This window comes from Gemmobacter nectariphilus DSM 15620 (assembly GCF_000429765.1).
In the GTDB taxonomy this organism is placed as follows: Bacteria; Pseudomonadota; Alphaproteobacteria; order Rhodobacterales; family Rhodobacteraceae; genus Wagnerdoeblera; species Wagnerdoeblera nectariphila.
On record NZ_AUCM01000011.1, the window covers coordinates 78725 to 104972 of the forward strand.

Sequence of the window (26248 nt, forward strand, 5' to 3'; positions counted from 1 at the left end):
CATAATGCTATTCAGAATTGCCCAAAACTCAAGTGATTCCCGCCTGACGTGCAGGATTGCTGCGCTTGGGCAGATGCCAAATGCGTTCGGGCAGCAGGATGCAGGTCTGGCCAAGGGCGCGAAACCGGACTATCTAGGACCCATAATCTGGAATGGGACCAAGCGATGGACGACAAGCGCGGTCGGGTCACGCGCGACGGGATCCGCATTTACGATCAATCGGACTTTGCCGGAATGCGCGAGGCGGGACGCATCGCGGCCGAGATCCTCGACGAGGTCGGGCCTCTGGTGCAGCCTGGCGTCGCGACCGAGGCGCTGGATGCCTTCATCGCGGAACGTGTCACGGCCAAGGGCGCGACCAGCGCCACCATCGGCTATACGCCGCCGGGGCGTGACCCCTATCGCCATGCCTCGTGCATCTCGGTCAACCATGTGGTCTGCCATGGCATCCCCGGCCCCAAGGTGCTGGGCAACGGCGACATCCTGAACATCGACGTGACGGTCATCGTCGATGGCTGGTTCGGTGACAGCAGCCGGATGTATGTGGCCGGCAGCCTGGGCGTCAAGGCACGGCGCCTGGTGGAAGTCACCCATGACTGCCTGATGAAGGGCATTGCTGCGGTCAAACCCGGCAACACCTTTGGCGACATCGGCAATGCCATCCAGACCTATGTCGAGGCCCACCACATGAGCGTGGTGCGCGACTTCTGCGGTCATGGCCTTGGCCGGGTGTTCCACGCACCGCCGAACGTGCTGCACTATGGCCGCGCGGGCAGCGGTCCGGTGCTGGAGCCTGGCATGTTCTTCACCATCGAGCCGATGGTGAATCTGGGCCGGCCGGAAACCAAGGAACTGTCCGATGGCTGGACGGCCGTGACGCGCGACAAGTCGCTGTCGGCGCAATACGAACATTCGGTCGGCGTGACCGAGGACGGGGTCGAGATCTTTACCCTTTCCCCGGCTGGCCTGTTCCGCGCGGCAATGGACTGACGGTTTCGTCCTTCAGCAGCAGCACCAGCGCCAGCACCGTCAGGCCGATCCCCACCAGCACCATGGCGGGCGGCGGGTTGCCGCCCAGCGCCAGTTCCCAGCAGATCACCCAGGTCGGGACCAGATAGGTATAGGCCATGACCTTGGCCCCTGGCAGCCGGTGACTGGCCCATGCCAGCAAGAACGCCGTGGCGCCCGAGGCGATCAGCGCCAGATAGGCCAGCGTGGCCCAGACCAGCGGCGGCAATGCGGCCCAGTCGGTCGCCAGAACCGGCCCGATCCCCCAGGGCAGCAGCGCGACAAACCCGCCGGTCAGCAGCAGCGTGGTGGCGACCAGCTGCGGCTCTCCGCGGCTGGTCAGGCGCATCGCGGCGGGCAGGGCCGCGTGAAAGATGCAGCCGATGAAATAGATCACCTCGCCCCGGCCGACCACGAACCGCAAGAGCGCGGCCAGATCGGCGCGAAAGATCACCCACAACGCCCCTGATGCCCCCACGGCAATCGCCAGCGCCATCCGCGGCGTCGTCACCTGGCGCAGCAGCAGCCAGCCGAACCCGGCCGACAGCAGCGGCGACAGGGTAAAGACCGCCGCCGTGGCGACCGAACTTGCGGTCTTGAGCCCTTCGAGCATCAGCACGAAGTAGATGGCGTAAATCCCGCCCAACAGCGCCCAGCGCCATGGCGCGCGGAAATGGGCCGGGCGAAAGCCGGGCCCCATCGCGGCCAGCACCGCCATGCCGATTGCGGCGATCAGAAACCGCATCTGGGTCAGCGCCGCCGGGTCGATCTGGTTCGCCACGCGCGAGCCAAGGCTGAACGAGCCCGCGACCAGCGCCGAAAACGCCAGCATCGCCAGATGCCCTTGCGCCTGCGGGGTCAACGCCTTCATCCCCTGCCTGCCAGAACCGACGGGCCCGCGCCGATCCAGTCGCGCGATTCCGCCTTGAGATGGCTGAGGAACGCCTGAACCTTGGGCGTGCGGTGCAGATCGACATGGGTCACCAGCCACAGCGGCGCGTTCCATTCCTGACGCGGCGGCATGACCTGGACCAGATCGGGGCAGGATGCGGCCTCGTCCAGCGAGATGAAGCCAAGGCCCATGCCGGCCCGGATCGCCTCGAAGATCGCAGCCGATTCCGTGCCGCGAAAGGTGACAAGATCGGGGTCGACATGCTGGGCCATCCAGCGATGATAGGGCGCGCGGGAATGATCGCCCTCGACCCCGACAAAGCGGTGACGGACAAAACCTTCGGGCCCCTGCGGCAGCCCATGCGCCTCGGCATAGCTGCGCGAGGCATAGAGCGCGGATTCGATCCCGCCGAAGGATTGCACCACGTTGTCCGGATCGTCCGGCACCGCACCCGCGCGAATCGCCACATGCGCCTCGCCATATTCCAGCCGGAACAGGCGGGAATCGGTCAGAAACCGCACGCTGACCTGCGGGTGGCGCTGCTGAAAGCTGGCCAGGACCGGCACCAGCAACGAGGCCATTCCGATGATCGAGGTCACCACCAGATCGCCTGCCACCTCGGCGCCCTGCCCCCGGATGCGTCCCGCCAGCTGGCCGAACTGATCCGCGGCCGCTTCGGCCACCTTCAGCAGGTCACGCCCCGCCTCGGTCGGGGTGTAGCCGCGGGAATGGCGCTGGAACAGCTTGGCGCCCAAGCGTTTTTCCAGCGCGTCGATATGGCGGATCACCGTTGCATGGTGCACGCCCAGCACCTCGGCGGCGCCCGAGACGGTTCCCAGACGCGCCACCTGCCATGCCGTGCGCACTTCGTCCCAGCTGTCCAAGATCGCGACCCCGTCTGTCTTTGCCATGCTTCAAGCTTGGCCTGCGAATTTGGTCGCTGCAAGGGGAAGCGGGGCTTTAACTTGGGCGCTGCAGTCTGTATTTTGACCGCTTGGTCAAGGATTGGTGACATGACGATTCATATCGGGGCCCGGCCTGGGCAGATCGCGGAAACGGTGCTGATGCCGGGCGATCCCTATCGCGCGCGGTGGGCGGCGCAAACCTATCTGGAAGATGCCGAGCTGGTGAACGAGGTCCGGGGGATGCTGGGCTATACCGGGCGCTGGCGCGGGCACCGGGTCACGATCCAGGCGCATGGCATGGGGATGCCGTCGATCTCGATCTATGCGAACGAGCTGATCCGCGACTATGGCGCGCAGCGCCTGATCCGCATTGGCAGCGCCGGGGCCCTGCAGGACAGCGTGCAGCTGCGCGACATCGTGCTGGCGCAGGCGTGCAGCACGCTGGGCAGCCCCTCGCGCAGCCTGTTCGGCGAGATGAACTTTGCCCCCGTCGCGGATTTCGGGCTGCTGGCGGCCGCCCATGCGGCGGCGCTGCAGCGGCGGGCGCGGGTGCATGTGGGCGGGGTCTATTCCTCGGACACGTTCTATGACGAGCGCGAGGATCTGACCCGCCAGTTGCAGCGCCACGGCACGCTGGCGGTCGAGATGGAGGCGGCAGAGCTTTACATGCTGGCCGCCCGCCATGGCCGCAAGGCGCTGGCGATCCTGACGGTGTCGGATCATATCGTGACCGGCGCGCAGACCAGTTCGGCCGAGCGGGAAACCGGCTTTGGCGCAATGGTGGAACTGGCGCTGGAGGCCGCGTTCGCCTGAAGCGGGGCTGCCGGGGGCCAGCCCCCGGACCCCCGCTCAAGGGGGCCGTCTGCCCCCTTGAGAAACCCCCGAGGATATTTGGATCAAGGCGAAAGATCAGGCCAGCGGCTTGGTCATTTCGATGGTCGTGGTGCGGGTAAACCCGGCGTGGCGGCTTTCGCCTGATCTGGTGAACCCCCAGGCGGCAAAGCGGGCATGGTTGCCCGTCAGCTCGGCGCGGGTTTCCAGCCGCAGGTGGGCCGCCCCTTCAGCGCGGGCGATGGCTTCGGCCTTGGCCAACAGGTACCGGCCGACGCCGTGGCCCTGCCATGCCGGATCGACCGCCAGCTTGCCCAGATAGAACCCGCCCGGTTCCGGGCGCAGAAAGGCGCAGCCGACAAGGGTGCCGCCTTCAAACGCCGCCAGCCCGATTTCATCGGCCGCCTTCTGGCGCAGGCTGTCGACCGTCAGGCGATGAGCCGAAGACGGCGGGTCGATCACCCCGTCCATATAGGCGAAGGCATGCAGGATCAGCGCGAGCAGCGCCGCGAAATCGTCGGCCGGGTCGATCCGCCGGACCGTGAGGGTCATTTCTTGCCGATCCGGGGTTCCTGGCCCGCCAGCAGGCGGCGGATGTTCGCCTTGTGCCGTTCAAGGATGATCAGCGCCAGAACGATGGTCAGCGCCATCAGCTGCGGCTGACCCAAGAGCCAGGCCGCCAGCGGCGACAGGACCGCCGCGACCAGCGCCGACAGCGAGGAGATGCGGCTGACAGCCGCCGTCACCAGCCACAGCGCACAGGCCGCCAGACCGACGGGAAACGACAGCGCCAGCAGCGTGCCAAGGAAGGTCGCGACCCCCTTGCCGCCCTTGAACCCCAGCCAGAGCGGGAACAGATGCCCCAGAAACGCCGCCACCCCCGCCAGTTGCGCCGCATCCTCGGCCAGCAGTCCGCGCGCCAGCAGGACGGCGATGCCGCCCTTGCCTGCATCCAGCACCAGCGTCAGAAAGGCTGCCAGCTTGTTGCCCGTGCGCAGAACGTTGGTGGCGCCGATATTGCCCGACCCGATCTTGCGCAGATCGCCCAGACCAAAGGCCCGCGCCATCACAAGGCCAAAGGGAACCGAGCCCAGCAGATAGCCCAGGACCGCCGTCAGGGCGAGCAGCGGCAGCGATGTGACGATCTCAGGCATTGTCCCCTCCGAAGACCCGGTTCCCGGCAACCCAGGTGCCCAGAACCTTGCCTTGCATCCTGGCCCCGTCAAAGGGGGTATTCTTCGATTTCGACCGCAGCTTGAAGCGGTCCAGCACGAAAGGCGCGTGGGGGTCGAACAGCACCAGATCGGCCGGCGCATCAGCCGCCAGACGGCCGAAGGGCAGGCCAAGGCGGCGCGCCGGGTTCAGCGACATGGCGCGGAACAGGCCCGGCAAATCCATCGCCCCGGCATGGAACAGCCGCAGGGCCGCCGGCAGGAAGGTTTCCAGCGCCACGGCGCCGGGGGCGGCTTCCTCGAAGGGCAGGCGTTTCGATTCCTCGTCCGCCGGGGTGTGCATGGAACACAGCACGTCGATCAGCCCCGAGGCCAGCGCCTCGACCACCGCCAGGCGGTCATCCTCGGACCGCAGGGGCGGGGTCAGCTTGAAGAAGGTGCGATAGTCGCCCACGTCGAATTCGTTCAGCGTGACATGGTGGACCGACACCCCCGCCGTCACATCGAACCCGTTGGCCTTGGCCCGCTCCAGCGGCGGCAAGGCGCGGGCACTGGTGATCTGGTCGGCGTGGTAGCGCACGCAAGTCATTTCCACCAGCGCAAGGTCGCGGTCCAGGCCCATGCGCTCGGCCAGCGGGGAAACGGCGGGCAGGCCGCGCAGGGACGCAAACTTGCCGCTGGTGGCCGCCGCGCCCTTGGACAGCACGGGTTCCTGCGGATGGCCGACCACCAGCGCGCCAAGGCTGCGCGCATAGGTGAAGGCGCGGGACAGCACCTTGGTATCGGTCGGGACATGATCGGCGTCGGTGAACGCGATGGCGCCGGCATCCATCAGAAAGCCGATCTCGGTCATCTCGCGGCCGTGCCGGCCCTTGGTCAGCGCGGCCATGTGGCGGATGCGGACCGGCGCTGCCTCGCGTGCGCGGCGGGTGACGAATTCCAGCACTTCGGGCGTGTCGATCGGCGGGTTGGTGTCGGGCCGGGCGATGAGGGTGGTGACCCCGCCTGCCGCTGCTGCGAGGCCGGCCGAGCGGAAGGATTCGCGGTGCCGCTCGCCCGGCTCGCCGATCTTGACGCCCCAGTCGACGATGCCGGGGGCAAGGCACTTGCCGCCGCAATCGACGATGGTCGCGCCTGCCGGGGCGGCCGCATCGCGGGCCAGGATGGTGCCATTGGCCACGGTCAGGGTGCCGGGTTCATCCGTGCCGGTTTCCGGGCAGATCAGCCGTGCGTTGGTGAAATGCAGCATCATGCCGCCCCCCTCTGGATGGCGCGGATCAGGCCGATGACCTTGCGCCCGTCGTGAATGCCCTCGAACCCGATATCGCGGGTCGTCGTTCCGCCCTTGGCGGTGCGGCGCTGTTCGGTTGCGAAATTGACCGTCTGCGGATCGCCATCGATCAGCTGGATCGGCGAGTCAGGCCCGATTTCCCATATCCGCAGCTGCCGGCCGCGAATCGGATAGTCCGAGGCGATGAACGCCCGTTTGTTCGACAGCGAATAGAAACTGTGCCGGCGCATCCACCACGACCCGACCGGCTTGCCGACCGCGATGCCAAGGCCGACCGCAAAATGGATCAGCCCGAACATCCAGAAGAACCCGCCCGCGTGCGAGGCCATGATCATCCAGAACAGTGCGAAACCGGCAAAGGCCAGGCCGAAGGCGCCCATGATCAGATCGGTCAGGCCGAACCGGAACCGGGCATCGGGCTGACCCTGCCACACGATCCGCTCGTCCGGGTCAAGGATGCCGTCCCAGCTGTTCGCCTGTCCGCTCATGCGGCGGCCCTTGCGCGGTCGATGGCCGCGATGACTGCGGCGGCATCGGGCTGATACTTGATCAGGTGCTTGTCGCCCTGACGGGTGATCACCTGCACATCGCCCAGAAACTTGCGCACCGTCACGATGTCGCGCAGGCGAAAGGCGCGCCCGCCCGGCAGGATCAGCCGCCGGTCGGTCAGCTGCCAGCGCAGGCCCAGCACCTCGGACGCCAGATAGGCGCCGCGCACGCCAACCGCCAGCGCCGCGCCCAACGGGCCGACCCAGGGCGTGCCGTTGCCCATGGCCAGCAGCGCCAGACCCGCCAGCGCGCCGCCCAGAACCGCCATGACCAGATGGCCGCGCCAATAGGCAACGCGGTCGGCACGGAATTCGGCCAGAACGGTTTCGCCCGGCTCAGGCTCAAGCCCGCCTTGCAACGCCGGGCCGCTCATCCGCCGATCCAGACGAACAGGATGGTCACAACGGCAATCACGGCCAGCGCGGCGGTGGCGATCATGCCGGACATGGCAGCATCGGACCGGCGTTTGCGGGGCGGCTCAGACATAGGTGCCTTCCACCGCCTGACGCCCGCGTTCGGCCCGCAGGTTGCGCGCCAGCAGATCCATGCAGGCCATGCGGACGGCGACGCCCATTTCCACCTGTTCCTGAATCACCGAGCGGTTGATATCGTCGGCAATCTCGCCGTCGATTTCGACCCCGCGGTTCATCGGGCCGGGGTGCATGACGATGGCATCGGGTTTCGCCACTGCCAGCTTTTCGGCATCCAGCCCATAGCGGTGGTAATATTCGCGTTCCGACGGGATGAAGCCGCCGTCCATGCGTTCCTTCTGAAGCCGCAGCATCATGACGACATCGGCGTCCTTCAGCCCTTCGTTCATGTCATCATAGACCTCGGCGCCAAGTTCCGAGAACCCGGCGGGCATCAGCGTGGGTGGGCCGACAAGGCGCAGGCGGTTTTCCATCTTGCCCAGCAGGATCAGGTTCGACCGGGCGACGCGGGAATGGGCAACATCGCCGCAGATCGCAATGGTCAGGCGCTGGATGCGCCCCTTGGCGCGGCGGATGGTCAGCGCATCGAGCAGGGCCTGGGTCGGGTGTTCGTGCTTGCCGTCGCCCGCGTTGATGACGGCGCAGTTCACCTTTTGCGCCAGCAGATCGACTGCGCCCGAGTTCTGGTGCCGCACGACCAGCAGATCGGGGTGCATGGCGTTCAGTGTCAGGGCGGTGTCGATCAGCGTCTCGCCCTTTTTGACCGAGGATTGCGCGACCGCCATGTTCATCACATCGGCGCCCAGCCGCTTGCCGGCCAGTTCGAAACTGGCCTGGGTGCGGGTCGAGTTCTCGAAGAACATGTTGATCTGGGTCAGCCCGGCCAGCGCGTCGGATTGTTTGACCGTGCGGCGGTTCAGATCGACATAGCGGTCGGCCAGATCAAGGACCGAGACAATCTCGGACGGGGCCAGTGGCTCGATTCCAAGAAGATGGCGTTGACGGAACGACATCGGCGGACCCCCTTCTGACCGGACGGGCTGCTTATAGGCGCGCGGCGCCCGGCGGGCAAGGCGGCGTTCTGGGTCGAGGGGTGGGTCGGGGGGCCAGCCCCCCGTCCGGCCAGGGCCGGACTCCCCCCGGGATATTTGGGGACAGATGAATGGGCAGCCGGTGCAGACCCGTTCCAACCGGGCGCGGCTTGGCCTATGGTCTGCGGCATGAGTCTTGGGATGGACCCCCGTGTGATCGCGGCGCTGCTGGACTGGCAGGCCGAGCTTGGCGCCGATGAATGGATCGGTGACGGGCCGGTGGACCGATTCGCCCTGGCCGAGGCCGCGCGCGCGGCGCCGGTGGTGGCCGCCCGCCCCAGGCCCGCGGCCGAGCCGCCGCCCGAGCCGGCCAAGGTCGATCCGGTGGCCGAGGCGCGTCAGCTGGCCGCGCAGGCCAGTTCGCTGGACCATCTGGCCGAGCTGCAATCCGGCTTCGCGCATTGCGAGTTGAAGAAGGGTGCGCGCAACTTCGTCTTTTGCGATGGCCGGGCGGGTGCCCGGGTGATGATCGTGGGCGAGGCACCGGGCGCCGACGAGGACCGGCAGGGCAAGCCCTTTGTCGGGCGGGCGGGGCAGTTGCTGGACCGGATGCTGGCCGCGATCGGCCTCGATCGCCATGCCCCCGACATGGAGCGCGCGGTCTATATCACCAATGTCCTGCCGTGGCGTCCGCCTGGCAACCGCGACCCCGAGCCGGCCGAGATCGCCATGATGCAACCCTTTGTGCGCCGGCATATCGAACTGGCGGCGCCGGACTTGCTGGTGCTGGTGGGCAACCATTCCTGCCAGGCGCTGCTGGGCCAGCGCGGCATCACCAAGCTGCGCGGGCGCTGGACGGAAACTGCCGGCCGCCCTGCCCTGCCCATGCTTCACCCGGCCTATCTGCTGCGCAATCCCTATGCCAAGCGCGACAGCTGGGCTGATCTGCTAAGCCTGCAAGACAGATTGAGGGGCCGATGAGCCGCATTGACGAGAGCCGCGAGTTCATTCCCGTCCGCATCGCGGTGCTGACGGTCTCTGACACCCGCACGGAGGGCGACGACAAATCCGGCGATACGCTGGTCGAGCGGCTGGTCGGTGCGGGGCACAAGCTGGCCGCGCGGGCGATCTGCCGCGACGACCGCGCCGCCATCACGGTGCAGTTGCATCACTGGATCGCCGATCCCGAGATCGACGTGATCCTTTCGACCGGCGGGACCGGGCTGACAGGGCGCGACGTGACGGTCGAGGCGCACCGCGATGTCTATGAGAAGGAGATCGAGGCCTTCGGCACGGTCTTTACCATGGTCTCGATGCAGAAGATCGGCACCTCGGCGGTGCAAAGCCGGGCCACAGGGGGCGTTGCGGGCGGCACCTATCTGTTCGCCCTGCCCGGCAGCCCCGGCGCCTGCCGCGATGCCTGGGACGAGATCCTGCGCTGGCAGCTGGATTACCGGCACCGCCCCTGTAACTTTGTCGAGATATTTCCGCGGCTGGATGAACATCGTCGCAGAAAATAGTGACGGATCTGCGCGTCTCCTGCGTATCACGACAAGGCGCCTTTGGCTGATGGCCGGGGCGGGGTCTGGCGCGACAGTGCCGGATCAAGCAAGGAGAGGGCCACCCGATGCGCTTTGTCATGCGCTCGATGATCGCGATTGTCTTGCTGGCGGTGACGCTGGCGGTGCTGACCTTGGCCGCAAACACGGTCTATACCGGGCTGAAGGCCCGCTGGGCCGAGAAATCGACACCGCGCGCGGTGCGCGAGCGGGTCTATGCGGCGCCGGTCGTGGCGGTCAGCGTCGGCCAGGTCACACCCGAAATGCAGGTCTGGGGCGAGGTGCGTTCGCGCCGCACGCTGGAGGTGCGGGCGCCGCGGGCGGGCCGCATCGTCTGGCTGGCCGACGGGTTCGAGGATGGCGCCCAGGTTCAGGCCGGGCAGGTGTTGCTGCGGCTGGACCCATCGGATGCGCGCGCCGCGCTGAACCTTGCGCTTTCAGACCGCGTCCGGGCCGAAGCCGAGGCGCGTGATGCGGCACGGGCCCTGACCCTTGCGCGGGACGAGGCGGCCTCGGCCCAGGCGCAGGCCGACCTGCGCCGGGCGGCGGCCGATCGTCAGCGCACGCTGCGCGACCGCGGCGTCGGGTCGGATGCTGCGCTGGAAACGGCGGAACTGGCTGCGCAGCAGGCCGAACAGGCAGTGCTGTCGCGCCGTCAGGCCGTCGTCAGCGCCGAGGCGCGCGTCGATCAGGCCGCCGTGGCGCTGGACCGGCTGGCGATCACCATCGCCGAGGCGGAACGCGCCTTGGCCGAGACCGAGGTTTCCGCAGGGTTCACCGGCCGGCTGTCCGCCGTGGCGGTGGTCGAGGGCGGGCTGGTCGGCATGAACGAAAAGCTGGGCGAGATCGTCGACCCTGACGCGCTGGAAGTATCGGCCCGCATCTCGACCGCGCAATATGCCCGGCTTCTGACACCCGAGGGGGCCTTGCGGGCGGTTCCGGTCAAGGCAACGCTGGATCTGCCCGATGCGCAGATCGTGGCGCAGGGCGCGCTCGCGCGCAGCAGTGCCGTGGTGGGCGCGGGGCAGTCGGGCCGCGTCGTCTATGCCACGCTTGACCCCGCGCCCGGCCTGCGCCCTGGCGATTTCGTGACGCTGCATATCCCCGAACCGCCCCTGAACGGGGTGTTTGCCTTGCCGGCCACCGCGCTGGGGAATGATGGCACGGTTCTGGCCCTTGGCCCCGAAGAGCGGCTGGAGGCCGTGCCGGTCGCGCTGGAGCGGCGGCAGGGCGACAGCGTGATCCTGCGCGCCCGCGCACTGGACGGGCGCGAGCTGGTGACGGAACGCACCCCCCTGCTGGGCAACGGGGTGAAGGTCCGGCCGATCCGCCAGGGCGACAGCCGCGCCGCCGCCCCGGCCCCCGACATGGTCGAACTGACCCCGGAACGCCGCGCCGCGCTGATCGCCTTTGTCGAGGGCAACGCCCGGATGCCGCAAGAGGCCAAGGCCCGGCTGCTGGCCCAGCTGGCGCAAGACAAAGTGCCGGCGCAGACGGTGCAGCGGCTTGAATCGCGGATCGGGGGCTAGGATGGCGACACCGGGCAAATCGCGGGCACGCGGGATCCTGTCGCATTTCACCCGGCACCGGACGCTGGCCAACCTGCTGCTGGTGCTGATGATCCTGGCCGGGGTGGTCGCGGGGCTGCGCATCCGCAGCCAGTTCTTTCCCGACAATGTGGTCGGCACTGTCACGGTCAGCGTCCTGTGGTCCGGCGCCGGCCCCGAAGAGGTGGACCGCGCCATCGTGCAGGCGCTGGAACCCGCGCTGCTGGCGGTCGAGGGCGTGGAAAGCACCGCGTCCCGGTCGCGCGAGGGGGCGGCGAGCATCACCGTCACCTTTGAACCCGATTGGGACATGGGCCGCGCCAGCGACGAGGTGCAGGCCGCCGTCGACAGCATCCGCACCCTGCCGGACGATGCCGAATTGCCCGAGGTGCGGCGCGGCAACTGGCGCGACCGGGTGACGGATGTGGTCATCACCGGCCCGCTGCCCCCCGCGCAGCTGGCCCAGCTGACCGACGAGCTGACGGCCCGGCTGTTCGCCCAGGGCATCACGCGCACCACCATTCAGGGCATTGCCGCGCCGCGCACCATGGTGCGGGTGCCCACCGCCGCGCTGATGCGCCACGGCCTGACCATGCGCGAGATCGCCGCCGCCATCGCCGCCGAGGTGCAATCCGCCCCGGCTGGCGACGTGGCCGGCGGCACCGCCCGCGTGGTCATGGGCACCGAGCGGCGCAGCGCCGATCAGATCGCCGCCATCATCTTGCGGCGCTCTGCCGACGGCACCACGCTGACCGTGGGCGACATTGCCGGGATCGAGGTTCTGGGCGCCGACCGCAATGTCGCCTTTCTGGTCGGGGACAACCCGGCCATGCAGATCCGGGTGGATCGCTCGGCCACGGGCGATGCCATCAAGATGCAGGCCCAGGTGCAGGCCGTCGTGGACGAGATGCAGCTGACCGTCCCGCAGGGCGTGAACATCGACCTGGTGCGCACCCGCGCCGAAAGCATCACCGACCGGCTGAACCTGCTGCTGGAAAACGGCCTGATGGGCCTTGGCCTTGTGCTGGTGCTGCTGTTCCTGTTCCTGAACGCGCGCACCGCGATCTGGGTGGCGGCGGGGATCCCGGTCTCGATGGCCGCCGCCATCGCGGTGATGTATGGCGCCGGGCTGACGATCAACATGATGTCGCTGTTCGCGCTGATCATCACCCTGGGCGTGGTGGTGGACGATGCCATCGTCGTGGCCGAACATGCCGATCACCGGGCCCGCAATCTGGGCGAGGCCCCCTTTGAGGCCGCCGAGAATGCCGCGATCCGCATGGCCTCGCCGGTCTTTGCCTCGACGCTGACGACCGTGATCGCCTTTGCCGGGCTGTTCGTCGTCGGCGGCACCTTTGGCACCATGATCGCGGATATTCCCTTTACCGTGGTGGCGGTGCTGATCGCCTCGCTGGTCGAATGCTTCCTGATCTTGCCGAACCACATGACCCACGCGCTGGCCTCTACCGCGCGGGAACGCTGGTATGACTGGCCCTCGCGCCAGTTCAACCGCGGCTTTGGCTGGGTCCGCGCCCGCCTGTTCCGCCCGCTGATGGCGCTGGTGGTGCGGGCGCGCTATCCGGTGCTGGCGCTGGCGGTGCTGGCGCTGGCCAGTCAGGCGGGCCTGTTCTTGCGCGGCGATATCGGCTGGCGGTTCTTCAACTCGCCCGAACAAGGGTCGATCAGCGGCAATTTCTCGATGCTGCCGGGGGCGACACGGGCTGACACCATGGCGATGGTGGCCGAGATGCAGCGCGCCACCCGCGTCGTGGCCGAACGCCATGCCGAACAATATGGCACCGACCCGATCAGCTATGTCACCGGCCAGATCGGCGGCAATGCCGGGCGCGGTCTGCCAGGGTCCGAGGTAAAGGAACCCGATCTGCTGGGATCCATCTCGATCGAGCTGATCGACCCGGATCTGCGGCCCTATTCCTCGTTTGAATTCCTCTCGGCCATCGAGGCCGAGCTGCGCCCGCATCCCAAGGTCGAGGAACTCAGTTTCCGGGGCTCGCGCTTTGGCCCCGGGGGCGATGCGCTGTCGGTGCAGCTGACGGGCGCCGACGCCCAGACACTGAAGGCCGCGGCCGAGGCGCTGAAACGCGCGCTGGCGCCCTTTCCGGCCGTGTCCGCGCTGGAAGACAACCTGACCTATGACAAGGACGAGATCGTCCTGACCCTGACCCCCCAAGGCGAGGCGCTGGGGTTCACGGCGGAAACCCTGGGGCGGCTATTGCGCGAGCGGCTGAACGGGATCGAGGCTGCCACCTACCCCGATGGCCCGCGATCCGCCGAAATCCGGGTAGAACTGCCGGAAAGCGAGCTGACGGCCGATTTCCTGGACCGCACCTATCTGCGCGCCGCCGGGGGCACCTGGCTGCCCTTGGCGGATGTGGTCCGGGTCGAGATGCGCAGCGGCTTTTCCACGGTGCGGCGCGAAAACGGGCTGCGCGTGCTGACCGTGACCGGCGATATATCCGAAGACGACCCCGCCGCCTCGGCCGAAGTGCGCCGCCAGCTGACCGACGTGATCTTGCCCCGCATCGCCGAGGATTTCGGGGTCGGCTGGCAACAGACCGGACTGGCCGAGCAGGAAAGCGACTTCCTGTCCGATGCCATGCTGGGGCTGATCCTGTGCCTGACCGGCATCTATCTGGTGCTGGCCTGGATCTTTGCCAGCTGGACCCGCCCGCTGGTGGTGATGTCGGTCATTCCCTTTGGCCTCGTGGGGGCGATCTGGGGGCATTATGTCTGGGGCGTGCCCCTGTCGATGTTTTCCATTGTCGGGCTGCTGGGCATGTCGGGGATCATCATCAACGATTCCATCGTACTGGTGGACGCGGTGGACGAACTGGCCGCCACCCGCCCGCTGCACCGCGCGATCATCGACGGCGCGTCGGACCGGCTGCGCGCCGTGACGCTGACCACGACCACAACCGTCGCGGGGCTTGCGCCGCTGCTGTATGAGACCTCGTCGCAGGCGCTGTTCCTGAAGCCCACCGTGATCACGCTGGTCTATGGCCTGGGCTTTGGCATGGGGCTGGTGCTGCTGGTCGTCCCCGCTCTGATCGCGGCGCAATCCGACGTGGGGCGCGCGTTCCGCTCGTTGCGGCGCGGGCTTGGCCAGACCCGCCGCGCGGGGCTGGCGGGCGGGCTGATGCTGGGCACGGGCCTTGCGGTGCTTGCCCTGTTCGTGGGCACGCTGGGCTGGGCGGTGGTTACGGGCGCCCTGCCGGGCCCATTGGCCCACCTGCTGCGCGGGTTGCCGCCGGTTCCTGCTGCGGCTCTGCTGTTCCTGGGCGGGACAGTGGCACTTGCAGCGCTAGCGACGGCCGTTGCGGCGCTGTCACCCCGGCAAGCGGCAGGTCGATCCGCGGGGCAGGACAGCCCCTGAGTTCCACCGCCTTGCCGCCCGACAGCACCGTGATGGTCAGGGCCGAGCGATCCAGCGCAAAGGGCTTGCGATCGACCGCGACCAGCTGGGTTTCCGCGACCAGCCGCCCCCCCTCGCGCCGGGTGTCGGCTTCGGCCACCCAGATCGAGGGATCGCCGGATTCGACCACGACCACCTCGTCGGGGCCCAAGCGCGGCATGTCCAGCACGGCCCGCAGCCTCAGGCCCTTGCGCATCGGTTCGACCTCGCAGCTGGCCATGCGCAGGCCGGCGGCACCGGCACTGCCCGGCTGGTCCTTCAGCGCGGCGCGGATCACGGGATCGGCGGCGCCCGTGGGTGCCAGAACGGCCTCAAGCCGCACATTGGCCGGCACGCAGATATCGCGGCACACGCCCAGATCCAGCGTGGTATCCAGCCGCACCGGCTGGCCGGCCACCTGGGGCCAGATCTCGACCGGCAGCACCAGTTCATGCGAATAGCCGATGGCCTGCATTCCGTTGAAGTGGAACACCTCGGGCACCGGCCAGTGCAGACGCACGGCGCCCAGATTGTCCGACCCCTGCCAGTTGAATTCCGGCGGAATGCCCGCATCGCCCGGACTGCGCCAATAGGTCTTCCAGCCTTGCGACAGCGTCAGCCGGATCGCGGCCATATGCGTGCCGCGTTCCGTGCGCCAGCCGGGCAGCAGTTCGGCCGACATGATATCGCCCAGCGATTGCGCCTGCATCGGCGAGGCGCTGGACAGAAGGGCGACGGCAAGGGCCAGGGGGCGCAGGACAGTTTTCAGCATGATGCTGCTTTTCGGTCGTCGGGGCGCTATTTCAAAGTCACATTCCGGCGATGCGCGCGCGAGGGTGGCTTGCATGCAACGCTTTCAACCGCCACCCTTGCCCCATGGACACACCAGCGGAGGGCCCCGGATGGATCTGACCGGAAAGTTCCTGATCGCCATGCCCGCGATGGGCGACCCGCGCTTTGAACGCAGCGTGATCCTTGTTTGCAGCCATTCCGACGAAGGATCCATGGGTCTGATCGTCAACAAGCCCATGCCGGATCTGAATTTCTCGCGCCTTCTGGATCAGATCGGCATCGCCCATGGCGATTCGGTCGCCCCGATCCAGATCCAGTATGGCGGCCCGGTCGAGCCGGGGCGCGGCTTCGTTCTGCATGGCGACAGCTGGCAATCGGCCGCCGGCACGATGAAGGTTCCGGGCGGTCTGGCGATGACCGCAACCCAGGACGTGCTCGAGGCCTTGGCCCGGGGCGCCGGTCCTGCACAGGCGTTTCTGGCGCTGGGATATGCCGGGTGGGGGCCAGGGCAGCTCGAATCGGAAATCCTGCGCAACGACTGGCTGACCGCCGATGCGGCGCCCGATCTGGTGTTCGGATCGGACCAGGGCGCCAAATGGGCGGCCGCGCTGGCCACGCTGAAGATCGACCCGCTGACGCTGTCGTCAACCGCAGGCCGGGCGTAGGGCGCGGCGGGGTGACCCCCGCCCTACCCCAACAGCCGCAGCGCCATCCGCACCAGCCCCCTGACCCGTCCGGTATAGGGCGGGAACACCATGGTCAGCGCCGAGAACCGGTTTTCCAGAACCGCCCGTTCATGGCTGAACGCCCGGAACCCGAATTCCCCATGCGCGGCCCCGATCCCCGAATTGTTGACCCCGCCAAAGGGCAAGCCATGATGGCTGTAATGCAGCAGCGTCAGGTTCACCCCGACCCCGCCCGAACTGGTGGCCCCGATGATCCGGTCGGCAAAGCCGCGATCCTTGTCAAAGACATAGAGCGCCAGCGGTTTGGGTCGGGCGTTGATCCGGGCGATCACCGCGTCCAGATCGTCATAGGCGATCACCGGCAGGACGGGGCCAAAGATTTCCTCCTGGTCCAACCGCATTTCGGGCGTCACCGCCTCGACCAGGGTGGGCGCAAGGCGCGTGCCCTCGCCATCCCCGCCCAGAACGATCCGCGCGCCCTTGTCACGCGCATCTGCCAGCAGCGCCCGCAGCCGCCCGGCATGGCGATCGTTGACCACCCGCGCCAGATGCGGCGAGGCCCCATCGCCATAGGCCTTGGCGATCCGCGCCCGCAGCGCCTGCAGGAAGGCCTCGCGCACATCGTGATGCACATAGACATGATCGGGCGCGATGCAGGTCTGCCCGGCATTGGCGAACTTGCCAAAGGCAACCCAGGCCGCGGCCTGCGCCACATCCGCCCCCGGCCCGATCACGGTGGGCGACTTGCCCCCCAGCTCCAGCGTGACCGAGGTCAGGTGCCGCGCGGCCGCCGCCATCACGACCTTGCCCACCTCGGGGCTGCCGGTGAAGAAGATGTGATCGAACGGCAGCGCCAGCAGCGCCTGTGATACCTCGACCCCGCCTTCGATCACCGTCACCAGATCGGGGCTGAACGCCTCGGCCACGATGGCGGCGATCAGGGCAGATGTCGCCGGGGTCATCTCGGAGGGCTTGATGATCGCGCTGTTCCCGGCGGCCAGGCACGACACCAGCGGCCCCAGCGCAAGGTTCAGCGGATAGTTCCACGGCGCGACGATCAGGCAGACGCCGCGCGGCTCGGGCCGGATCCGGGCGCTGGTGCCAAGGGTCGCCACGGTCGGCGCCACGCGGCGCGGCCGCATCCAGCGGCGCATGCGGCGCAGCGCCAGCGCGATGTCCTGCCGCACGGGCAGGATCTCGGTCAGCAATGTCTCGGTCTCGGGCTTGCCGAAATCGGCGGCCAGCGCGGCGACGATCTCGGGCTGGCGCCGGCCCAGCACCTCGCGCAGGCGGATCAGCGCGGCCTTGCGCTCGGCCAGGCCAAAGCCGGTGCGCCGCGCGACGGTGCCTGCGGCTTGCAGGGCAAAGGCCGCAGCTATGGGATCGTGGATCTGATCGGTCATCGGCACCTCCGGCCCGATCCTGCCGCAGCGCACCGCCCTTGACCAGAGCGACTTGCGCGGCGCCGCGAACAGCGCCAGTCTGTCGCAAATCCAGACCGGAAGGCCCGTCATGCCCGATACACCCAAGACCCCGATCGACCCCAAGCGCATCGACCGACTTGCCCGCGTGGCGGTCAAGGTCGGGCTGAACCTGCAGCCGGGGCAGGATCTGGTGCTGACTGCCCCGATTTCCGCCGCCCCGCTGGTGCGCCGAATCGCGGTGCATGCCTATCAGGCCGGGGCCGGGCTGGTCACGCCGATCTTCAACGACGAGACTCTGGCGCTGGCGCGCTACCGCCATGCTGCCGACGACAGCTTCGACCGCGCGCCCGACTGGCTCTACAAGGGCATGGCCGAGGCCTATGGCAAGAACGCGGCCCGGCTGGCCGTGGTCGGTGACAACCCGATGCTGCTGTCCGAACAGGACCCTGCCAAGGTCGCCCGCGCCAGCCGCGCCAATGCCCTGGCCTATCGCCCGGCGCTGGAAAAGATCTCGAACTTCGACATCAACTGGTCGCTTCTGGCCTGGCCCGGCGTGCCATGGGCAAGGCAGGTGTTCCCGGACCTGCCGCGCCGCGCGGCGCAGGCCAAACTGGCCGAGGCCATCTTTGCCGCCAGCCGGATCGACGGCGACGATCCGGTCGCCGACTGGGCCGCGCATTCTGCCCGCCTTGCGGAACGGTCGGGCTGGCTGAACGGCCAGCGCTTTGCCGCGCTGCATTTCACCGGGCCGGGCACCGACCTGACCGTTGGCCTTGCCGATGGCCACGAATGGCACGGCGGCGCCTCGACCGCCAAGAACGGCGTCTCGTGCAATCCGAACATCCCGACCGAAGAGGTGTTCACCACCCCTCACGCCCTGCGCGTCGAGGGCCATGTCGCCGCCACCAAGCCCCTGTCGCATCAGGGCAGCCTGATCGATGGCATCCGCGTGCGCTTTGAAGGCGGCCGGATCACCGAGGCCCATGCCACCAAGGGCCAGGACGTGCTGCAAAAGCTGATCGACAGCGACGAGGGCGCCCGCCGTCTGGGCGAGGTTGCGCTGGTGCCGCATTCCTCGCCGATCTCGCAGTCGGGCCTTCTGTTCTACAACACGCTGTTCGATGAAAACGCCGCCAGCCATATCGCGCTTGGCCAGTGCTATTCCAAGTGCTTCGTGGGCGGCGCAAGCCTGACGCCCGACCAGATCGCCGCGCAGGGCGGCAACAGCTCGATCATCCATGTCGACTGGATGATCGGCTCGGGTCAGGTGGACATCGACGGGATCGGCGCCGATGGCAGCCGCACCCCGGTGATGCGCAAGGGCGAATGGGCCTGAACCGCGCCAGCCGCTGCTCTTTCACCTTGCCGGAAATACCCCACGGGCGCCGGAAGGTCGCGCCATTGGTTCAAGAACCAACCGGCGCGGGGGGTGTGACCCCCCCGGCGCGCCCCACCAGCGCCACGAGGACCGAATGGGCGAGCGTATCCTGATCGTCGGCACCTATGACACCAAGGATGACGAGCTGTCCTATATCGCCAGCGTGATCCGGGCGCAGGGCGGGGCTGCCCTGTCGATGGATGTCTCGGTCCTGGGCGAGGCCAGCCGGCCGGCCGACTGGTCCAAACATGATGTCGCAGCCGCAGGTGGCGGCAGCATCGCCGAGGCCATCGCCGCCGAGGACGAGAACACCGCGATGCAGCTGATGGCGCGCGGCGCGGCAGCGCTGGCCAGCCGGCTTCACGCCGAAGGCCGGTTTGATGGGGTTCTGGTGCTGGGCGGGTCGATGGGGACCGACCTTGCGCTGGATCTGTGCGCGGCGCTGCCGGTGGGGGTGCCGAAATACATCGTCTCGACCGTCAGCTTTTCCCCGATGATCCCGCCGGAACGGCTGGCGGCGGATGTGCAGATGATCCTTTGGGCCGGCGGGCTGTATGGCCTGAACCCGGTCTGCAAGGCCGCGCTGTCGCAGGCGGCGGGCGCGGTGCTGGGCGCCGCCCGGGCGGTGGAACCGCCGCGCCATGACCGGCCGATGATCGGCATGACCAGCTTTGGCAAGACGGTGCTGCGCTACATGGTGGCGCTGAAACCCGAACTGGAACGCCGCGGCTATGAGGTGGCGGTGTTCCACGCCACCGGCATGGGCGGGCGGGCGTTCGAAAACCTGGCCGAACAGGGCGCCTTTGCCGCCGTCATGGACTTTGCCCCGCAAGAGGTGTCGAACCATCTGTTCGGATCGGCCATCACCGCCGGGCCAAGCCGCATGACCGCCGCAGGCCGCGCCGGTGTGCCGCAGATGATCGCGCCGGGCTGCTATGATCTGGTCGATGTCGTCGGCTGGCACCCGGCGCCCGAGGCGTTCCGCGACACACCCAGCCACGCCCATAACCGGCTGCTGTCATCCTACCTGCTGAACGCGGATCAACGCCGGCAGGTGGCGCAGGCCATCGGGGCAAAGCTGTCACAGGCCACCGCGCCGGTGACGCTGTTCCTGCCCCGGCACGGCTGCAACGAATGGGACCGCAGCGGCGGCCCGCTGTCCGACCCGGCCGCCCTGTACGCCTTTTGCGACGAGATGCGCGCGGCCATTCCGGCCACCGCCGATCTGGTCGAACTGGACGCCCATATCAACGATGCCGCCTTTTCCGAGGCCGTCCTTGCCCGCTTTGACCGCTGGATTGCCGAGGGCGTCGTGCCGCCTGGCCGGCCCTGACCGCCGCCCCTGTCGGCAAGGGCGGCGGCTTCAGCGCTGCGACACCCCGTCAGGCAAAGGCCGCGTCAAACCCGGCCACAAGGATCGTGGCATCCGACCCGACGATCCCCAGCGCGATCCGGCCCGCATGGGGGGCCAGCGCCTCGGTCGTCATGGTGAAGATCCCGGCAGGGCGGCTAGCTGCGGCGCAGGCGGTCAGGATGGTGTCGATCGCTTCGGCCACCGTCGTGCTGCGACCCGAGGCCGCCAGCCCGACCCCCAGATCGCCCGGCCCGATGAACAGCAGATCCACCCCCGGAACAGACGCAATCTCGGCCACGCGGTCCAGCGCCTCGACGGTCTCGATCTGAAGCGCCACCACGGTTTCCCGCGCGGCGCGCGCCAGCGCCTCGGGGATCGCCCGGCCATAGCCCGACATGCGCCCCGGCCCGGCCCCGCGCGATCCATGCGGCGGATAGTGGGCGGCATCCACCACCCGGCGCGCCTCGTCGGCGGTGTTGACGCGCGGCACCAGAATGCCCTCGGCGCCCCAGTCCAGCGCCTGCCCGATCGCCACCGGATCGACCCCCGGCACCCGGACCAGCGCTGACACACGATGCACGGCCGCCGCCCGCACCATGTTTTCCGCCGTTTCCGGCGAGACCGCCCCATGTTCCATGTCGATACAGACGAAATCGGGAAACGACCCGCAGGCAATTTCCGTCACCACTGGCGAGGGCACGGCAAGAAACGGGCCGCGCAACACCGGCAGATCGCCCGCATGGGCCGCCTGGATACGTTGGCGCAAAGGGGTCATGCAAATGCCTTGCCGGGGTTGAGAATGCCGCGCGGGTCCAGCGCAGCCTTGACGGCCCGCATCGTGGCCAGTTCTTCGGCGGATCGGCTGTAACCGATCACGTCGCGCTTGATGGTGCCGATCCCATGTTCGGCCGAGACCGTGCCCGCGTAATCGCGCGTCAGACCATAGACCATCGCCTTGATGTCCTTGGTCGGCTGATCGGCCCCGGCCGATGGCACGTTGACCACAAGGTGCAGGTTGCTGTCGCCCATATGGCCATAGCTCAGCGCCTGGGCATCGGGCCAGCGCGCCTTGATCGCAGCTTCCAGCGTTGCCACCGCCTCGGCCATGCGATCCAGCGGGATGCCGATGTCAAAGGGCGTCAGCTTGCCGATGATCCGGGGATATTCGCTGACCGATTCCCGCACGGCCCACAGGGCGCGTTCCTCGCGCAGGTTTCCGGCGATCACCGCATCTTCGACGATACCAGCCTCCATCGCGTCGGCCAGCGTCGTCTCCAGCCGCTCGCGCACCGAAGGGTCGAACCCGCCCGCCTCCAGGATGACATACACCCCATGCTGGCCCGACAGCGGATGCGGCGCCCCGATCCCCTCGCGCATGATGTCGTAGAAGCTGGGCCACATCACCTCAAAGGAAATCAGCGCCGGCCCCATCGCCTTGCGCGCCTGCGCCAAGAGGGCCAGCATCGCCGCTGAATCCGCGACACCGACAAAGGCGGTGGCCCCATGGCTGGGGCGCGGTTGCAGGCGGAACACGGCTTGCGTGACGACGCCCATCGTGCCCTCGGTCCCGATGAACATCTGCTTGAGATCAAGCCCGACGTTGTTCTTCAGCAGCCGGTTCAGCGCAGGCAGGATCGTGCCATCGGCCAGCACGGCCTCGACGCCCAGAACGTGATCGCGGGTCATGCCATAGCGCAGCACCTGATTGCCGCCTGCGTTGGTGGAAATCACCCCGCCCAGCGTGCAGGTGCCGCGCGCGCCCAGATCGACGGCCAGCATCATGCCCTGATCGGCCGCCGCCTGCTGCGCGACTTGCAGCACGCATCCTGCCTCGGCCGTCAGGGTGGCCTGCGCCACATCGACCGAGATCACCCGGTTCATCCGTTCCAGCGACAAGGCAACGCCCTGCGCGATCGGATGCGCGCCGCCGCACAGGCCCGACAGCCCGCCCTGCGTGACAACCGGCGTGGCAGTTTCGTTGCAAATCCGCAGCGCGGCCGACACATCGGCGGTGCTGCGCGGCCGCACCAGCGCCAGCGGTGTCACCGCAGGCAGGCCGGACCAGTCGGCGCGGTTGCGCTCGGGCACGTCCCCACCGGCCGAGACGATATCGGGCCCAAGCGCGGCCAGCAGGCGTTCCGTGACACTCATCCCCGCAGCCCCGCCTTTTGCAGAATTGGCAACACGCCCTCGCAGAAATAGGGCAGCTCGTTCGCGTAGTTCACAAAGCACAGCGCCGTCCCGGCAAATCCGGCGCGCGAGATCTCGACCATCTGCTCGGCAATATCGGCAGGCGTGCCGATCAGCGGGAAGGTGCCGCCGCCGCCCGCGAACCACTTGCGGTGCTGCTTGTAGGTTTCGGGATCAAAGTTGTTGGCATTGGCCGATTGCTTGCTGGTGTGCTGGTCCACGGCCTCGTTGTCGGCCATGGTGACGGCATAATGTTCGTAATACTCCTCGGCCTCGGCCCGGCTGGGGCGGCAGACGACATGGTTGGTCGTGAACACCCCAACATCGCGCCCGGTCACGGCAGACCGCTTGGCAACGTCGTCAATCGTGCCCTTGCCTGCCTCGATGGTCTTGAAGGTGGTGAACAGGAAATCCGCATGTTTCGCCGCAAAGTCGCGGCCAGGCGGCGAGAAGGCCGCGTTCAGCACCGGCGGGCGTGTCCCGCGCAGCGGCTTGGGCAGCGTCTCGGCGCCCTTGAGGCTGTAGTATTTGCCATCATAGTCGAAGGGCGCGGTTTCGGCATAAAGCCGCGTGATGATGTCGATCCACTCGCTGGCCTGATCATAGGGCGCATCGACCTTGTTGACCCCGAACAGGTTGAACTCGTCGGGGTTCCAGCCGGCAACGACGTTCAGCCCGGCCCGTCCGTTCGACGCATGATCGACCGTCGCCCAGGCCTTGGCGGCAAAGACCGGGTGAACCATCGGCACATGGACGGTGGAAAACAGGCCGATCCGTTCCGTCACCCCGGCCAGCGCGGCAGCAAAGGTGAAGGTTTCGAACGAATGCAGGCGGTTGTTCATCTCGCCGCCAAAGCCCTTCCAGCGGGCGATCGGCAGAAAGAAGTCGATGCCGGCGCGGTCCGCGATCTGGGCCGCGCGCACGATCTCGGGCCAGCTTGCGCTCCAGCGTTCGGGCACCTTGGTCAGGGTCAGGCCGCCATCGGCATTGGTGGCGAAGATGCCCAGCTTGAAACGGCTGGGTCCGTGCATGGGATGAGGAGTCACGGCATTTGCTCCGGCTGAAGGGTGGCAGGCGCGGCAACCGGGTCGGTCACGGCCTGACGAAAATGCGACAGCGCACTGTCGATGAAGTCTTCCATCACCTTGCGCGCGGCGACCGGGTCGCGGGCGGCAAAGGTCTCGACCAGACGGCAGACACCATGGGCCGCATCGGCCCGCGACTGGGCGGAACGCAGAGTCGCGTGACGCACCAGAACGACCTGATCGTCAAAACGCATCAGCACATCCTGCATCCGCCGGTTCGGAATGCGCCCCAGCCACAGGCCGCGAAAGGCGATGTTGGCCTTGACCGCCGATTCCTCGTCGCTCGCCGAGGCGATCACCCGGTCGCGCCCGGCGATATAGTCGGCCAGTTCGCCATCGGTCGTGGCGGCGGCCACATCTGCGACCCCCTGCGGCTCCAGCAGGCGGCGCATCTGAAAGATTTCCTCGACGTCGCGCAGGGTCAGGCGCGGCACATGGAAACCGCCATCGCGCTGTTCCAGCATGCCGTTCTGTTCCAGCCGGAACATTGCCTCGCGCACGGGGGTGCGCGAGACCGCAAGACGGCGGGCCAGATCCTCTTCGACCATGCGCTCGCCGGGCTGGAACACCCGGGCCTGCATCATGCGGCGCAACGTATCATAGACCTGCGCGGCAAGAGGCGGTTGGCGACGGATGCGAAAATCGGGCGAGGACACAGGATACTCCGAACTCGATCAAGGCCCGCAGGGCCGGTTACGGCCGCACGGTCTCGGTCCACATGGGGAAATGGTAATTGCCCCCCTCGAACGGCGGGAAGGTGTGGAAATCTGCCCGCAGCTCGTGCCGGACCGGCGATTGCAGGGCGGCGGTCAGCGCCTCGGGGCTGTCGAACATCACGCGGTTGCGCTGAAGGTGGCGCACCTTGCGATGAGGCAGGAACGACACCCAATCGACCGGGGTCAGGATCTCGATCCCGCGAATGCCGGGCAGGCGCTGGAACAGCGGGGGATGGCCGTGCATGTAATGCGCGTGCCAGGCGTTGTCGTCCTGGGCCGGGCCGGGATAGTGCACGACAAAGGAACAGGGCAGCGCACCGGCTGCGACCTGCGGCACCGGGTCCGGCACCGCCCAGGTCCGGCGCCAGAACGCCTGCGCCGTGGCATGTGTCCCGGCCAGCGACGGCAGGGCCGCCGTCAGCCCCTGCAAGGCCCCGCCCTGGGCGCAGGCGGCCTCCAGCTCTTCCAGCCGGGCAAAGTGCAGCTGCATCCCCAAGGGCGGCGAGGCGCCGTCATCGGTATAGCTGTCCTTGGCCGTGGCCGGAGTAAAGACCAGCGCCTCGGTCAGACCGGGCACGCCGGCCAGCAGGGCGCGCAGGGCGGCAAGCTCGCCCTCGGGGACCAGCGGATTGGTGCCGCTGGCCGCATCGTGGAACAGAACAAGGGCAAAGGTCATCGCTATCGTCCCATCATGCTTGGCAACCATAGCGCCAGCTGGGGCACTGCCGCCACCAGCGCAATCAGCACGATGGTCAGCCCCACATAGGGCGCCGCTGCCATCGCCATGGTGCGCAGAGTGGTCTCGCGCGGCGCCACGCCCAGCACGACGAACAGCAGCATGCCAAAGGGCGGCGTGGTGAACCCGACCTCGTAGGCCAGCAGAAGCATCAGCCCGAACCAGACCGGATCAAAGCCGAACTGCTTGGCCAGCGGCATGAACAGCGGAATGGTGATCAGCATCATCGAGACCTGATCCATGAACATGCCAAGGATCAGCACCACAAGGATCATCATTGCCAGGATGCCATAGGGCCCGACATCCAGCGACAGGATCGCCGTGATGAAGCCGTTCGACGCCCCCGAAAAGGCAAAGACCTGGCTGAAGGTCGTCGAGGCGGTGATGATCAGGAAGGTCATCCCCGTGACCTTCATCGCATCGTCCAGCGATTGCCAGACCACCCGCAGGTTGAACTTGCGATAGACGATCAGCAGCGCGACCACGCCCATGCAGCCCAGACCGGCGCTTTCGGTCGGGGTGGCGATGCCCATGATGATCGTGCCGACGACGCAGAAGATCAGGAAGCCCATCGGCAGGATGTTGGCGGCAATCGTGCCCAGCTTCTGCCAGCCGCTGACCTTGGGGGTTTCGTATTGCGGGGCGGCCTCCGGGTCGATCGAGGTCTGCACCCAGATCAGGCCGGAATACATCAGCACCAGGACGATCCCGGGGATCACGCCCGCGATCAGCAGCGCACCGACGTCAATCTCGGCCAGGCTGCCCAGCAGAACGCCCAGGGTGGATGGCGGAATGATCACCGCAAGGCTGCCGGCGCCCAGGATGGGACCATAGGCCATGTGGGGCTTGTAGCCGCGCTTGAGCATCTCGGGCGCCATCAGGCTGCCCATCATGCCGGCATTGGCCATGGACGACCCCGACAATGCGGCAAAGATCGACCCGGCGCCCAGCGTCACATAGCTGAGCCGTCCGCGCAGGTTGCCGATGGCAAGGTCGATGGCCTGGATCACCCGCTCGCCCAGACCGGAGCGGAAGAACAGGCTGCCCATCACCAGGAACATCGGCAGCGGCGCCAGCGAATAGGTTGTCACCGCCTCGGAGAAGTTCGAGATCATCTGCGTCACGCCGCGCGATCCGCCGAAGAACAGGAACAGCCCCATGATGTTGGTGGCAAAGAAGGCAAAGGCCACAGGCAGGCCCAGCCCCATCAGCACCATGATCGACGAGATCAGAATCGCGAATGCGTAAAGCCAATCCAT

Annotated in this window: 24 protein-coding genes and 1 pseudogene; 9 read left to right on the top strand and 16 right to left on the bottom strand. The window is 67.8% G+C overall.

What is annotated here, in order from left to right; all coding sequences use genetic code 11:
* Positions 1 to 165: 165 nt before the first annotated feature.
* Entirely contained in the window at positions 166 to 990 is an 825-nt protein-coding gene (map, locus tag G481_RS0112715) for a type I methionyl aminopeptidase (protein ID WP_028030380.1), read from the top strand.
* On the opposite strand, the gene G481_RS23725 is transcribed toward map, so the two are convergent.
* Together G481_RS23725 and G481_RS23730 are read right to left on the bottom strand one after the other, a co-directional pair.
* Complete coding sequence (locus G481_RS23725) at positions 947 to 1879, bottom strand: DMT family transporter (RefSeq protein ID WP_051294515.1); 933 nt, start codon at positions 1877 to 1879, stop codon at positions 947 to 949. The genes map and G481_RS23725 overlap by 44 nt on opposite strands.
* Positions 1876 to 2811, bottom strand: a complete 936-nt coding sequence (locus G481_RS23730; protein ID WP_084450900.1) for a LysR family transcriptional regulator — start codon at positions 2809 to 2811, stop codon at positions 1876 to 1878. Before G481_RS23730 ends, G481_RS23725 begins: the two co-directional genes overlap by 4 nt.
* Before the next feature lie 102 nt (positions 2812 to 2913).
* On the opposite strand from G481_RS23730, the gene deoD reads away from it, so the two are divergent.
* Entirely contained in the window at positions 2914 to 3618 is a 705-nt protein-coding gene (gene deoD / locus G481_RS0112730; protein ID WP_028030381.1) for a purine-nucleoside phosphorylase, read from the top strand.
* A 96-nt stretch (positions 3619 to 3714) separates the two neighbouring features.
* On the opposite strand, the gene G481_RS0112735 is transcribed toward deoD, so the two are convergent.
* The 6 genes from G481_RS0112735 to G481_RS0112765 all read right to left on the bottom strand — a co-directional run bounded on the left by G481_RS0112735 (position 3715) and on the right by G481_RS0112765 (position 8092).
* Entirely contained in the window at positions 3715 to 4188 is a 474-nt protein-coding gene (locus tag G481_RS0112735) for a GNAT family N-acetyltransferase (protein WP_028030382.1), read from the bottom strand.
* Positions 4185 to 4790, bottom strand: a complete 606-nt coding sequence (plsY, locus tag G481_RS0112740) for a glycerol-3-phosphate 1-O-acyltransferase PlsY (RefSeq protein WP_028030383.1) — start codon at positions 4788 to 4790, stop codon at positions 4185 to 4187. The genes G481_RS0112735 and plsY overlap by 4 nt, the downstream gene beginning before the upstream one ends.
* Positions 4783 to 6060: a dihydroorotase gene (gene pyrC / locus G481_RS0112745; protein WP_028030384.1), complete on the bottom strand. Its 1278-nt coding sequence runs from the start codon at positions 6058 to 6060 to the stop codon at positions 4783 to 4785. Before pyrC ends, plsY begins: the two co-directional genes overlap by 8 nt.
* On the bottom strand, positions 6057 to 6587 hold the full coding sequence (locus G481_RS0112750; protein WP_028030385.1) for a hypothetical protein: 531 nt from the start codon (positions 6585 to 6587) through the stop codon (positions 6057 to 6059). Before G481_RS0112750 ends, pyrC begins: the two co-directional genes overlap by 4 nt.
* Positions 6584 to 7021, bottom strand: coding sequence for a hypothetical protein (locus G481_RS0112755; RefSeq protein ID WP_051294516.1), 438 nt, complete (start codon positions 7019 to 7021; stop codon positions 6584 to 6586). The genes G481_RS0112750 and G481_RS0112755 overlap by 4 nt, the downstream gene beginning before the upstream one ends.
* A gap of 105 nt (positions 7022 to 7126) precedes the next feature.
* Positions 7127 to 8092 carry an aspartate carbamoyltransferase catalytic subunit gene (locus G481_RS0112765; RefSeq protein WP_028030387.1) on the bottom strand — a complete coding sequence of 322 codons (966 nt, stop codon included), beginning with the start codon at positions 8090 to 8092 and terminating at the stop codon, positions 7127 to 7129.
* Positions 8093 to 8311: 219 nt separating this feature from the next.
* On the opposite strand from G481_RS0112765, the gene G481_RS0112770 reads away from it, so the two are divergent.
* From G481_RS0112770 to G481_RS0112785, 4 genes are all read left to right on the top strand, one after another.
* Entirely contained in the window at positions 8312 to 9091 is a 780-nt protein-coding gene (locus G481_RS0112770) for a uracil-DNA glycosylase (protein WP_245594966.1), read from the top strand.
* Positions 9088 to 9630 carry a molybdenum cofactor biosynthesis protein B gene (moaB, locus tag G481_RS0112775; RefSeq protein WP_028030389.1) on the top strand — a complete coding sequence of 181 codons (543 nt, stop codon included), beginning with the start codon at positions 9088 to 9090 and terminating at the stop codon, positions 9628 to 9630. Before G481_RS0112770 ends, moaB begins: the two co-directional genes overlap by 4 nt.
* Positions 9631 to 9737: 107 nt before the next feature.
* Positions 9738 to 11198 (top strand): efflux RND transporter periplasmic adaptor subunit, encoded by a 1461-nt coding sequence (locus tag G481_RS0112780; protein WP_028030390.1) that lies wholly within the window; start codon positions 9738 to 9740, stop codon positions 11196 to 11198.
* Between the two features lies 1 nt (position 11199).
* Positions 11200 to 14610, top strand: a complete 3411-nt coding sequence (locus G481_RS0112785) for an efflux RND transporter permease subunit (protein WP_028030391.1) — start codon at positions 11200 to 11202, stop codon at positions 14608 to 14610.
* A 355-nt stretch (positions 14611 to 14965) separates the two neighbouring features.
* On the opposite strand, the pseudogene G481_RS26690 reads toward G481_RS0112785, so the two are convergent.
* Positions 14966 to 15475, bottom strand: a pseudogene (locus tag G481_RS26690) (protein-disulfide reductase DsbD domain-containing protein); the annotation flags it as partial.
* Positions 15476 to 15530: 55 nt separating this feature from the next.
* Here G481_RS26690 and G481_RS0112795 point away from each other — a divergent pair.
* A complete protein-coding gene (locus G481_RS0112795) occupies positions 15531 to 16085 on the top strand; it encodes a YqgE/AlgH family protein (protein ID WP_028030392.1) in 555 nt (184 codons plus the stop codon).
* A 23-nt stretch (positions 16086 to 16108) separates the two neighbouring features.
* Here the strand turns inward: G481_RS0112795 and G481_RS0112800 are convergent, their stop codons facing one another.
* Positions 16109 to 17620 (bottom strand): aldehyde dehydrogenase family protein, encoded by a 1512-nt coding sequence (locus G481_RS0112800; RefSeq protein WP_425402461.1) that lies wholly within the window; start codon positions 17618 to 17620, stop codon positions 16109 to 16111.
* Between G481_RS0112800 and G481_RS0112805 the strand changes: the two genes are divergently transcribed.
* Together G481_RS0112805 and G481_RS0112810 are read left to right on the top strand one after the other, a co-directional pair.
* A complete protein-coding gene (locus G481_RS0112805; RefSeq protein ID WP_028030394.1) occupies positions 17619 to 18866 on the top strand; it encodes an aminopeptidase in 1248 nt (415 codons plus the stop codon). The genes G481_RS0112800 and G481_RS0112805 overlap by 2 nt on opposite strands.
* 136 nt (positions 18867 to 19002) lie before the next feature.
* A complete protein-coding gene (locus G481_RS0112810) occupies positions 19003 to 20241 on the top strand; it encodes a Tm-1-like ATP-binding domain-containing protein (RefSeq protein WP_028030395.1) in 1239 nt (412 codons plus the stop codon).
* 49 nt (positions 20242 to 20290) lie between these two features.
* Here the strand turns inward: G481_RS0112810 and G481_RS0112815 are convergent, their stop codons facing one another.
* Genes G481_RS0112815 through G481_RS0112840 form a run of 6 tightly spaced genes read right to left on the bottom strand, consistent with a single transcriptional unit; the run spans position 20291 to position 26248 of the window.
* The gene (locus G481_RS0112815; protein ID WP_035025988.1) at positions 20291 to 21037 is read right to left on the bottom strand and encodes an HpcH/HpaI aldolase family protein; all 747 of its coding nucleotides are present in this window, start codon (positions 21035 to 21037) and stop codon (positions 20291 to 20293) included.
* Positions 21034 to 22413 carry an FAD-binding oxidoreductase gene (locus tag G481_RS0112820; protein WP_028030397.1) on the bottom strand — a complete coding sequence of 460 codons (1380 nt, stop codon included), beginning with the start codon at positions 22411 to 22413 and terminating at the stop codon, positions 21034 to 21036. The genes G481_RS0112815 and G481_RS0112820 overlap by 4 nt, the downstream gene beginning before the upstream one ends.
* Positions 22410 to 23498: an LLM class flavin-dependent oxidoreductase gene (locus G481_RS0112825; protein WP_028030398.1), complete on the bottom strand. Its 1089-nt coding sequence runs from the start codon at positions 23496 to 23498 to the stop codon at positions 22410 to 22412. The genes G481_RS0112820 and G481_RS0112825 overlap by 4 nt, the downstream gene beginning before the upstream one ends.
* Complete coding sequence (locus G481_RS0112830; RefSeq protein WP_028030399.1) at positions 23495 to 24193, bottom strand: GntR family transcriptional regulator; 699 nt, start codon at positions 24191 to 24193, stop codon at positions 23495 to 23497. The genes G481_RS0112825 and G481_RS0112830 overlap by 4 nt, the downstream gene beginning before the upstream one ends.
* Positions 24194 to 24230: 37 nt before the next feature.
* Complete coding sequence (locus G481_RS0112835) at positions 24231 to 24929, bottom strand: EthD family reductase (protein ID WP_028030400.1); 699 nt, start codon at positions 24927 to 24929, stop codon at positions 24231 to 24233.
* A 2-nt stretch (positions 24930 to 24931) separates the two neighbouring features.
* The gene (locus G481_RS0112840; RefSeq protein WP_028030401.1) at positions 24932 to 26248 is read right to left on the bottom strand and encodes a TRAP transporter large permease; all 1317 of its coding nucleotides are present in this window, start codon (positions 26246 to 26248) and stop codon (positions 24932 to 24934) included.

Coding starts and splice junctions, on each gene's coding strand:
- G481_RS0112770 (WP_245594966.1), top strand. CDS start 8,312: ATGGACCCCCGTGTGATCGCGGCGCTGCTGGACTGGCAGGCCGAGCTT.
- deoD (WP_028030381.1), top strand. CDS start 2,914: ATGACGATTCATATCGGGGCCCGGCCTGGGCAGATCGCGGAAACGGTG.
- G481_RS0112820 (WP_028030397.1), bottom strand. CDS start 22,413: ATGAGTGTCACGGAACGCCTGCTGGCCGCGCTTGGGCCCGATATCGTC.
- plsY (WP_028030383.1), bottom strand. CDS start 4,790: ATGCCTGAGATCGTCACATCGCTGCCGCTGCTCGCCCTGACGGCGGTC.
- G481_RS0112795 (WP_028030392.1), top strand. CDS start 15,531: ATGGATCTGACCGGAAAGTTCCTGATCGCCATGCCCGCGATGGGCGAC.
- G481_RS0112815 (WP_035025988.1), bottom strand. CDS start 21,037: ATGACCCCTTTGCGCCAACGTATCCAGGCGGCCCATGCGGGCGATCTG.
- pyrC (WP_028030384.1), bottom strand. CDS start 6,060: ATGATGCTGCATTTCACCAACGCACGGCTGATCTGCCCGGAAACCGGC.
- map (WP_028030380.1), top strand. CDS start 166: ATGGACGACAAGCGCGGTCGGGTCACGCGCGACGGGATCCGCATTTAC.
- G481_RS23725 (WP_051294515.1), bottom strand. CDS start 1,879: ATGAAGGCGTTGACCCCGCAGGCGCAAGGGCATCTGGCGATGCTGGCG.
- G481_RS0112750 (WP_028030385.1), bottom strand. CDS start 6,587: ATGAGCGGACAGGCGAACAGCTGGGACGGCATCCTTGACCCGGACGAG.
- G481_RS0112735 (WP_028030382.1), bottom strand. CDS start 4,188: ATGACCCTCACGGTCCGGCGGATCGACCCGGCCGACGATTTCGCGGCG.
- G481_RS0112805 (WP_028030394.1), top strand. CDS start 17,619: ATGCCCGATACACCCAAGACCCCGATCGACCCCAAGCGCATCGACCGA.
- G481_RS23730 (WP_084450900.1), bottom strand. CDS start 2,811: ATGGCAAAGACAGACGGGGTCGCGATCTTGGACAGCTGGGACGAAGTG.
- G481_RS0112810 (WP_028030395.1), top strand. CDS start 19,003: ATGGGCGAGCGTATCCTGATCGTCGGCACCTATGACACCAAGGATGAC.
- moaB (WP_028030389.1), top strand. CDS start 9,088: ATGAGCCGCATTGACGAGAGCCGCGAGTTCATTCCCGTCCGCATCGCG.
- G481_RS0112765 (WP_028030387.1), bottom strand. CDS start 8,092: ATGTCGTTCCGTCAACGCCATCTTCTTGGAATCGAGCCACTGGCCCCG.
- G481_RS0112800 (WP_425402461.1), bottom strand. CDS start 17,620: ATGACGGGCCTTCCGGTCTGGATTTGCGACAGACTGGCGCTGTTCGCG.
- G481_RS0112835 (WP_028030400.1), bottom strand. CDS start 24,929: ATGACCTTTGCCCTTGTTCTGTTCCACGATGCGGCCAGCGGCACCAAT.
- G481_RS0112780 (WP_028030390.1), top strand. CDS start 9,738: ATGCGCTTTGTCATGCGCTCGATGATCGCGATTGTCTTGCTGGCGGTG.
- G481_RS0112785 (WP_028030391.1), top strand. CDS start 11,200: ATGGCGACACCGGGCAAATCGCGGGCACGCGGGATCCTGTCGCATTTC.
- G481_RS0112840 (WP_028030401.1), bottom strand. CDS start 26,248: ATGGATTGGCTTTACGCATTCGCGATTCTGATCTCGTCGATCATGGTG.
- G481_RS0112755 (WP_051294516.1), bottom strand. CDS start 7,021: ATGAGCGGCCCGGCGTTGCAAGGCGGGCTTGAGCCTGAGCCGGGCGAA.